Raw genomic sequence first — 7,878 nt, 5'->3', positions numbered from 1 at the left:
GACTGTCCTACTCTGATAGTGATAATGATGGACATATTGATGTTGAAGGATTAGGGCAAGATTTAGATAATGATGGAATTGTTCAAGAAAATGAAATTATTGAGGAGAATAACTACTATCCCTTTGGTGGCTCTCACAAAGGTTACAATAATGTAGTAAATGGAGTGCATCATCCTTATGGATACAGTGGTAAAGAAGAACAGGACGAACTCGGTTTACAATGGATGGATTTTGGGGCAAGGAACTATGATAAATGGCTTGGACGCTGGATGAATGTTGACCCAGCAGCAGACGTTTTAGAATCTTCTTCACCATATGTTTACGCATTAAATAGTCCAATAGTCTATCTGGATTTAGATGGAGAGCTTCCAATACTGATAAATGGTAAAGTTGAATATGATTCTGAAAGAGGAGATGAATCTTATTGGACTTCCGAAATTATAGCTACAATTAAAGGCTCTGGTATAGCTAATCCAGGAGGTCAGATTCACTATGTAGATGGAGATAGAGGTTATGGTTATAGCTATAAATCTGGTGGTTATGCGACTAAAAGAAATGCTTTAGGAGCAAATAGTAGATATAATGGAGGTTATAAAGCAGCGGAGAAAGATATAGACAATATTATAGCTAAACTTGAAAGAGACCCAGAAACAGGGAAAATAACAGAAAAAATACAAATCTATACGCATAGTAGAGGAGCAGCTTTTGGAGCAGGATATACAAGCAGACTTTTGCGTTATATTAGAGAGAATTCTGAATTGTTTGCAGACCCAAACAATGTAATCGACTTTGTATTAAATTTAGCTCCACATCAATCTAATTCTATTGATTCTCCAGATGGAGTTGATGCTTATTCAATCGATAGAGGCTATGATATGTTATCAGGAGATGATATGAGTGGACTTAAAGGAGCATTTAAAAGTAATTCAGAAAAAGGTAAATTTGGGGAATCTCATAGAATACGGTCTTTCAAAAATGATTTAAAATCATTTATGGATGCATTTACAGAAAGTAAAGGAGATAATACTAAATTGATTAATGGTTTTATCGAAAAAATGAAAGCATATGGAATTAAAGTAACTGTTAAAGAATAAAAATGGAAGTATTAAAAAGTATTGGGTATTTAATAATAAGTTTAATCGTTTATTATCTTCTGCAAATGATAGGTTCTTTTATAGAATTTGGAATATTTGGTTCAGGAGCAGGTATTGAAGGATATGAATTATTTGTTCCTATTGGAATGGTTATTATACAACTTATTTTAATAACCTTTTTAAAATATAAGACTTCATTATTTTCAAACAATATTTTGTACGTATTAACAATGATTATACCAATAGGTCTACTGATATACTACTATTATTTCCAATGAATTATCATAAACAATGAATGATGAAGCCACCTTTAACGAGGTGGTTTTTTTGTTACATAGCACTAATCTTGGAAGCCCTGCAAAACTCAAAACGCTTTTAGAATAAGTTGTCCCTTATAAGGGAATACCATAAAGTAAATATGAGTTTCTTAAATCATTTAAGTTAATAAAAACGGCAAATTATTTAGAAGGTTTTTTACATGTGCTACAATGGGTTTTTTTGTTTTGAAGTCGTCTTAAATCTTGATGAGATTTAAAGTGGATTTTGTATTGGTTAATTTCAATGGGGTCTCCGTTAAATACCTCAAAGGGCGTATTACCACCTAGTGCTTTTTGAGGTCTTAAAGTATTATAATCCTTAACTGTTTTACTCATTATGAGATTAAGCTGTTTTCTTGAATGAATAGTTTCAGGATATAAAAATTGTTGTTTTATCACTTTATTTAAAGCTTCAATCATTGAATTTGAATAGATAACATCGTGTTGAGCAATAGTATGTTTGGAAGTCATATTTAAGTTTGACAAATATCCAGAAACAGTATGGTTTACGTTTTCGCAACCTGCATCGGTGAGAAACTGAATATGACTAGGGTTATATTTTTCTCTCGCTTCTTTGAGAATATTTTTAATAGCTCGGCCCGAATTGCTATTACATATTCTATAGGCTAAAATCATTTTAGAGAAGTGATCTATTAAAAGATGAATATAATGTTTCTTAGTGTTAGTGGTCTTAAATATAGTGACATCAGCACACCACAGTTCATTTGGTTTTGAAGTTCTAATAGGATTGTAATTGTCTGATTTTCGTTTAAGGCGTTTGGTTTTAAAGCCTAGAAGCTTGCAGTATTTATAGAATGTACTCTCACAGCAGCTCAACTTTTTATCTCTTAACGCTTTTAAGTAAATGGAAGGTTTAGACCAATGGCAATACTCAGGATGTGTTACATATTGCTTAATGGTTTCTACTTCGGAAGCCAATAGTTGGTTTGAAAATCTTTTGGTACACCATTTAAAATAAGAAGGTTCGCATTTGTGAATCACTAATGATTTATAGTTGTGGTATGTGGCTCTAGATATGTTAAAGACTTTTAGAGCGTTATTTATAGGAATTGAATTTTTTACACTTTCAATACTATTGACTATGAGCTCTTTTTGCGCATAAATTTCAGATTTAAAGCTGCCAAAGTTTACTGCTACAGCATGCAAGGTTTCAAGTAATTTAAAATAGGCTTTATTCAGGCTCTTCAACCTTTGTGTTTGGCCAATTTTGTTGAACAGCAAGATATCGTCTTTAATGTATTCTGATAGTTCACAGCCTATATATTTGTTTGAATGTTCTCGTTTCCATCTTGAAATATTAGAGGAAGCAACTTTATTTCTAAGCTCAATGGGTAAACTGTCTTCAAGGCCTAGTCTGAAATAATGTTTAATATTGGTATCCCAAGATTTGCGCTTAGCAATGTGTTTATGATATACAAGAAAAGAATCGTCGGTTTGTGCTAATGTTTTGGTGTTCATTTTTTGTTACAAAACTTCAATTAAATTTTTGACAGGTAGTAAGGGTCATCCTTAAAAAAGGTATTGTACTTTTTATACACTACTATTAGGTGTAAGTGGAAAATACAACCCTTACAAACAGTAAGGGGTAACCTTACCTTTTATGATTTGGGTTATAGTATTTTTAATGTATTGTTTATCAAGCCCAAATAATGAAACATACTCTTTTTACTTTATGCCTTATCGCTTTATTGATGGGGTGTAAAACAACATCTATTAATAAGGCATCACACGAAACTACAATACAACGTATACCTATTTGTAGCATTGGCTTAGATAAAGATGTGGTTCTGCAAACCGCGCACAATAATGTTGCATGGCCTGTATACAATGCGCCCATCAAACTCGTTGTTGAAGTGGTGCCATTTAGTCAACAAACTTATAAGTCATTCTTAAATGCATCGGCCGTTCAGTTTAATGATATTCGTATTAATTATGTTGACTCCTTAGAGTCCAAGCCAGAGTTTGTAACTTTAAAATTAATTGACAAAATAGCTGTGTTAAAGGCATTGAATACTAAAGAAAATAAAAGTGTTAAAGATTATTTAAGTCTTAACCCATCGGCCAATATTGTAACCAGTGTGTCATTGGCATTTAATGAAGAGCAGTTAAAAGCTTTAAAAATGGCAGAATCTGTATTTTTAATTGAGCATACTCCTAAAACTTACGCTTTAGAATTATACAGTTTAAAAAATGAAAAGCAAATAATATCATTTAACCAAGGTGTGGCCTTTGCTTTTAAAAAACAAAATTGCTGCTGGCAGGAAGATAAGGCACATCATATTAATATTGTAGATTTTGTACAAACAAATAAGAACTGCCCGAATAAAACTTATAGAAAAGCGAAAAAAGCTAAAACAAAGGTGAATATTTATAAATTATAGCATCATGAGAAACCTGTTTGTATTGTTTGTACTTATGTTTTTATGTCATGCCTGTGATGATATTATTGGTGTTAAAGACATATCCAGCAGCTCAGTAAAAATATTGGCGCCAACTAATAATACCGTATTGAAAGACACCTTAATAACATTTTCTTGGGAAATAGTTGAGGATGCAGAACGGTATCATATACAAGTAGCCACACCTTCATTTTCAAATGCTTTACAAATAGAAGCCGATTCTACACTAGCAGGTACCAGTTTTTCAACAACTTTAGGTTTTAAAACTTATGAATGGCGTGTTAGCGCTGAGAATTCTGATTATAATACAGGGTACACCATACAAAGTTTTAAAATTGAAGAGTAAAACAAAAACATATACTTTACTGTTGGTAGTATTGGTAGTTTGGGGGATTGTGGGTTATAAAATAATGATCACTATACATCCTAAAAAGGCAATACCAGACATGGTTGATTTTAGTAGTTCGTTTAACCCGGTTTATGAACAGAAAGTGGATACCTTTTCCATAAGCATGGTCAATAGAGATCCTTTTTTAGGAACCTTAATGGTTAAAAAAAAAGCCTTAAATAAATCAATAAAAAAAAATAGACTAGAATGGATACCATTAGAATATCATGGTACTATTTCAAAAGGCAAGGATCAAACTACACTATTCATTATATCAGTAAATGGCAAACAATATATTTTTAAAAAGGGTCAAGTTATTGAAGAAGTGAAATTAATACGAGGTACCAAATCAAGTGTTTTAGTATCCTATAAAAAGGAAAGAAAAACATTTAAAAAAACATAACATGATAAAAGTAAAAGCAGGAGCATTGCAATTCACCACCTTTATTGTTGTGGTTATAGCATTATTGCTATCTGGTTTTATTCTATTTATACATACATATAAAAAAATTGATGTTCAACAGCAACTTACTAAAGAAACTATAGACAATGCAAAATTTGGAATTTACCATTCGCTTAGTAATGAGATGCCATTAAATGATTCTACCAAGGTTAGCATAATTGAAAACACCTTTAAAACATTAACAGTATACCGTGATTTTTGGGGTATTTATGAGAAAATAGTTTCCGTTTCTAGAATAAAGAATATGGATTTTACTCAAATAGCTTTAGCAGGCAGCTCGCAACCTGAAAATGATAGAACGGCGCTTTATATTGAGGATCATAATCGGCCGTTAGTGCTTGTGGGTAAGACTAAAATTAAAGGTACAAGTTATGTGCCCCAACAGGGCGTGAGAACTGGAAATATTTCAGGACACTCATATTATGGTGCTGAATTGATTTATGGTAAGCAAAAAACAAGTAAGACCTTACCAAAGCTTCAATCAGAATGGTTAGGTGGGCTGGAGCAAATAAGTAATAAATATACACATGTTGATGCTAAGCAGTATCTCGATTTGGAACAAAATTTATCACACACAAATTCATTTAAAGCGCCTATACAAATGATTTATAGCAAATTTGATATTGATTTAACAAATGTGTCTTTAACTGGGCATATTGTAGTTCAATCAAAAACAAGAATCATTGTGGATGCATCATCCAATTTAAAAGATGTTCTTTTAATCGCACCAAGCATTCAAATTAAAGACCAAGTAAAGGGTGTTTTTCAAGGGATAGCATCAAAAGAAATTAGAGTAGGAGAAAGGTGTCAATTAAATTACCCAAGTGCACTTGTCTTAAATGATTATAGAAGTGGGGTGGATGTAGACAAAAGTGTCTTGAATTCTCCCACTATAATTATTGGTAGGGGTTCAGTACTTAAAGGTGTTATTACCTGCTTAGGCGAGATCAAAAATTATCAATCACAATTATTTATTGAGAAAGACGCTAAAGTTTATGGTGAAGTTTATTGTAATATGAATTTGGAATTGCTGGGAAGTGTTTTTGGTAGTGTATATGCATCAAGTTTTGTGGCTAAACAGTCCGGATCGGTTTATCAAAATCATATTTATAATGGAACCATTATTGTTGATGAATTACCTCAAGAATACGTAGGTCTATCATTCAAAGATTCAAACAAGGGGATTGCTAAATGGTTATACTAAAAAAAATAAAGGCTTCTACACTTATGGAAACCTTGGTTGCTACGGTTCTTATTTTGGTCATTTTTATTTTGGCTAGTATGATTTTAAATAATGTGTTCTCTAATACTATAAAAATCAATACAAAGGCTGTGAACACCTATTTTAAGGAGCTTCAGTATTTAAATAAAAATAAAAAGTTGCCCTTGCCCTTTTATGATGATTTCAAAACATGGGAAATTACTATTGAAAATCATAAAGTCAATCAAAAAAATGTGGTGGTGTTCGAAGCTATTGAAAGCCTTTCTCATAGAACCATAAAAAAAGCATTTCATGACTATTAATCATAAAATACAAGCGTACACAATAAGTGAAATGGTTGTTGTGATTATTTTAACAAGTATCACTGTTGGTATAGCCTTTTCAGTATTATCACTTGTAAGAAGCCATATGAATGTCATTCAAACAAATTTAAGCAAGGATATGAAATTGAGTTTGTTAGAGCAGTCTTTATTTATAGATTTTAATAGCTATTCAAATATTAGTTACAATGGATTGGAAGATCAATTAATTCTTAAATCTGAAATAGATTCAATAGCCTATAAGTTTGGAGATAGACTAATCATTAAAGACTTAGATACTTTCAAGATTGAAATCGCTGATAAATTGTTCTTCTTGGATGGGAATCATGTGAATGGAGGACAGGTTGATGCTTTAAAATTAAAGGTATCAAAGGATCACCATAGGCAACTGTTGTTTGTTTGTAAAGATAATGATGCTAGCTTATATATGAATTAATGGCGTTTCAATTAGATAATATAAAACCCACTCCAAAAGCTAAAAAGCCAAAGACAGATGTCGGTTTTCTTCAAAAGGAAATCACACTTTTTAATAACGCATTTTCCAATAAAATAAAAGAAGACTTTTATGCTGAATTTAGTGTTTTATTAAAAGCTGGCGTATCCTTAAAAGACGCTTTAGAGCTCATTGGGAAATCACAGAAGAAAAAGCAGAATCAAGAGATTTTGAATAAAATATGCGAGGATATTGTTTCTGGGCAAAGTTTCTCTGAAGCTTTACGGGTTCATAAACCCTTTACTAACTATGAGTATCATTCTATTAGAATAGGAGAAGAAACAGGAACATTAGCACAAGTTATTGAACAATTAGGTGAGTTTTTCACTAGAAAAAATGAGCAACGCAGAGAATTAATAAGTGCATTGACCTATCCGCTTATTATTTTAAGCACGGCCGTTTTAGTGGTGTTTTTTATGCTTCATTATGTAGTACCCATGTTTCAAGATATATTTGAACAACAAGGTGTTGAATTGCCAACCATAACCAAATTCATTATTAGGGCTTCTGAATTATTGAGTCGTTATGGTTGGGTACTACTATGCCTATTGGTATTAGTTTTTGCAGTTAAGCCTATTCTAAAAAGAAAAAAGAGGCTAAAACAATTAAAAGATCAAGCGGTTTTAAAACTCCCTTTTATAGGCGATTTTGTTAAGACAGTGTATTTATCGCAATTTACCCAAGCTGTTGCTTTACTAACAGCGTCTAAGGTGCCTATGGTTAATAGTATTCAGCTCGTAAAGCAGATGATTAATTTTTATCCCTTGCAAGATGCCTTAGAGAATGTTGAACAGTATATTTTAAAAGGAGAATCTCTAAGTGAAAGTTTAAAACAACATACTTTATTTGGTGATAAAATGGTAGCTCTTGTAAAAGTGGCCGAAGAAACAAATCAAACAGAATACATTTTTGAACGCTTAAATCAACAATATAATACTCAAGTACAGCAAAAATCTAAAATGTTGTCTACACTCATGGAGCCTTTTATAATTCTAATTGTTGGTGTTTTGGTTGGTGTTATTCTAGTGGCTATGTACTTGCCAATGTTTAAGTTGAGTTCTGTGATGGGATAACTAAATCAATGCGTATTGTTTAAAAAGTGCAAGCACATTTCCCTTCGTTTGAAAAATACATTTCATAAAAATGGCTTCACTAAAAAAG

Annotated in this window: 10 protein-coding genes; 9 read left to right on the top strand and 1 reads right to left on the bottom strand. The window is 31.9% G+C overall.

Annotation, left to right across the window (positions count from 1 at the left end; all coding sequences use genetic code 11):
- The coding region (locus tag Q0857_RS12875; protein WP_298535918.1) for an RHS repeat domain-containing protein at window positions 1-1,094 on the top strand (1,094 nt) is incomplete at its 5' end.
- A 2-nt stretch (window positions 1,095-1,096) separates the two neighbouring features.
- Complete coding sequence (locus Q0857_RS12870) at window positions 1,097-1,372, top strand: hypothetical protein (RefSeq protein ID WP_298535916.1); 276 nt, start codon at window positions 1,097-1,099, stop codon at window positions 1,370-1,372.
- A gap of 180 nt (window positions 1,373-1,552) precedes the next feature.
- On the opposite strand, the gene Q0857_RS12865 is transcribed toward Q0857_RS12870, so the two are convergent.
- On the bottom strand, window positions 1,553-2,890 hold the full coding sequence (locus Q0857_RS12865; RefSeq protein ID WP_298535914.1) for a DDE-type integrase/transposase/recombinase: 1,338 nt from the start codon (window positions 2,888-2,890) through the stop codon (window positions 1,553-1,555).
- Between the two features lie 191 nt (window positions 2,891-3,081).
- On the opposite strand from Q0857_RS12865, the gene Q0857_RS12860 reads away from it, so the two are divergent.
- Genes Q0857_RS12860 through Q0857_RS12830 form a run of 7 tightly spaced genes read left to right on the top strand, consistent with a single transcriptional unit; the run spans window position 3,082 to window position 7,790 of the window.
- Window positions 3,082-3,813, top strand: coding sequence for a hypothetical protein (locus Q0857_RS12860; protein ID WP_298535912.1), 732 nt, complete (start codon window positions 3,082-3,084; stop codon window positions 3,811-3,813).
- Between the two features lie 4 nt (window positions 3,814-3,817).
- Window positions 3,818-4,177 carry a hypothetical protein gene (locus Q0857_RS12855; protein ID WP_298535910.1) on the top strand — a complete coding sequence of 120 codons (360 nt, stop codon included), beginning with the start codon at window positions 3,818-3,820 and terminating at the stop codon, window positions 4,175-4,177.
- On the top strand, window positions 4,167-4,622 hold the full coding sequence (locus tag Q0857_RS12850; protein WP_298535908.1) for a hypothetical protein: 456 nt from the start codon (window positions 4,167-4,169) through the stop codon (window positions 4,620-4,622). Before Q0857_RS12855 ends, Q0857_RS12850 begins: the two co-directional genes overlap by 11 nt.
- Window position 4,623: 1 nt before the next feature.
- Window positions 4,624-5,886 carry a hypothetical protein gene (locus Q0857_RS12845; RefSeq protein ID WP_298535907.1) on the top strand — a complete coding sequence of 421 codons (1,263 nt, stop codon included), beginning with the start codon at window positions 4,624-4,626 and terminating at the stop codon, window positions 5,884-5,886.
- On the top strand, window positions 5,874-6,206 hold the full coding sequence (locus Q0857_RS12840) for a hypothetical protein (RefSeq protein WP_298535905.1): 333 nt from the start codon (window positions 5,874-5,876) through the stop codon (window positions 6,204-6,206). The genes Q0857_RS12845 and Q0857_RS12840 overlap by 13 nt, the downstream gene beginning before the upstream one ends.
- Entirely contained in the window at window positions 6,196-6,660 is a 465-nt protein-coding gene (locus tag Q0857_RS12835) for a hypothetical protein (RefSeq protein WP_298535903.1), read from the top strand. Before Q0857_RS12840 ends, Q0857_RS12835 begins: the two co-directional genes overlap by 11 nt.
- Window positions 6,660-7,790, top strand: coding sequence for a type II secretion system F family protein (locus Q0857_RS12830; protein WP_298535901.1), 1,131 nt, complete (start codon window positions 6,660-6,662; stop codon window positions 7,788-7,790). Before Q0857_RS12835 ends, Q0857_RS12830 begins: the two co-directional genes overlap by 1 nt.
- The last annotated feature ends 88 nt before the right edge of the window (window positions 7,791-7,878 follow it).

Source organism: uncultured Algibacter sp., from assembly GCF_947495925.1.
Taxonomy (GTDB): domain Bacteria; phylum Bacteroidota; class Bacteroidia; order Flavobacteriales; family Flavobacteriaceae; genus Algibacter_E.
The sequence above is the reverse complement of the archived record's forward strand: the minus strand, read 5'-3'. Positions and strand labels throughout refer to the sequence as shown.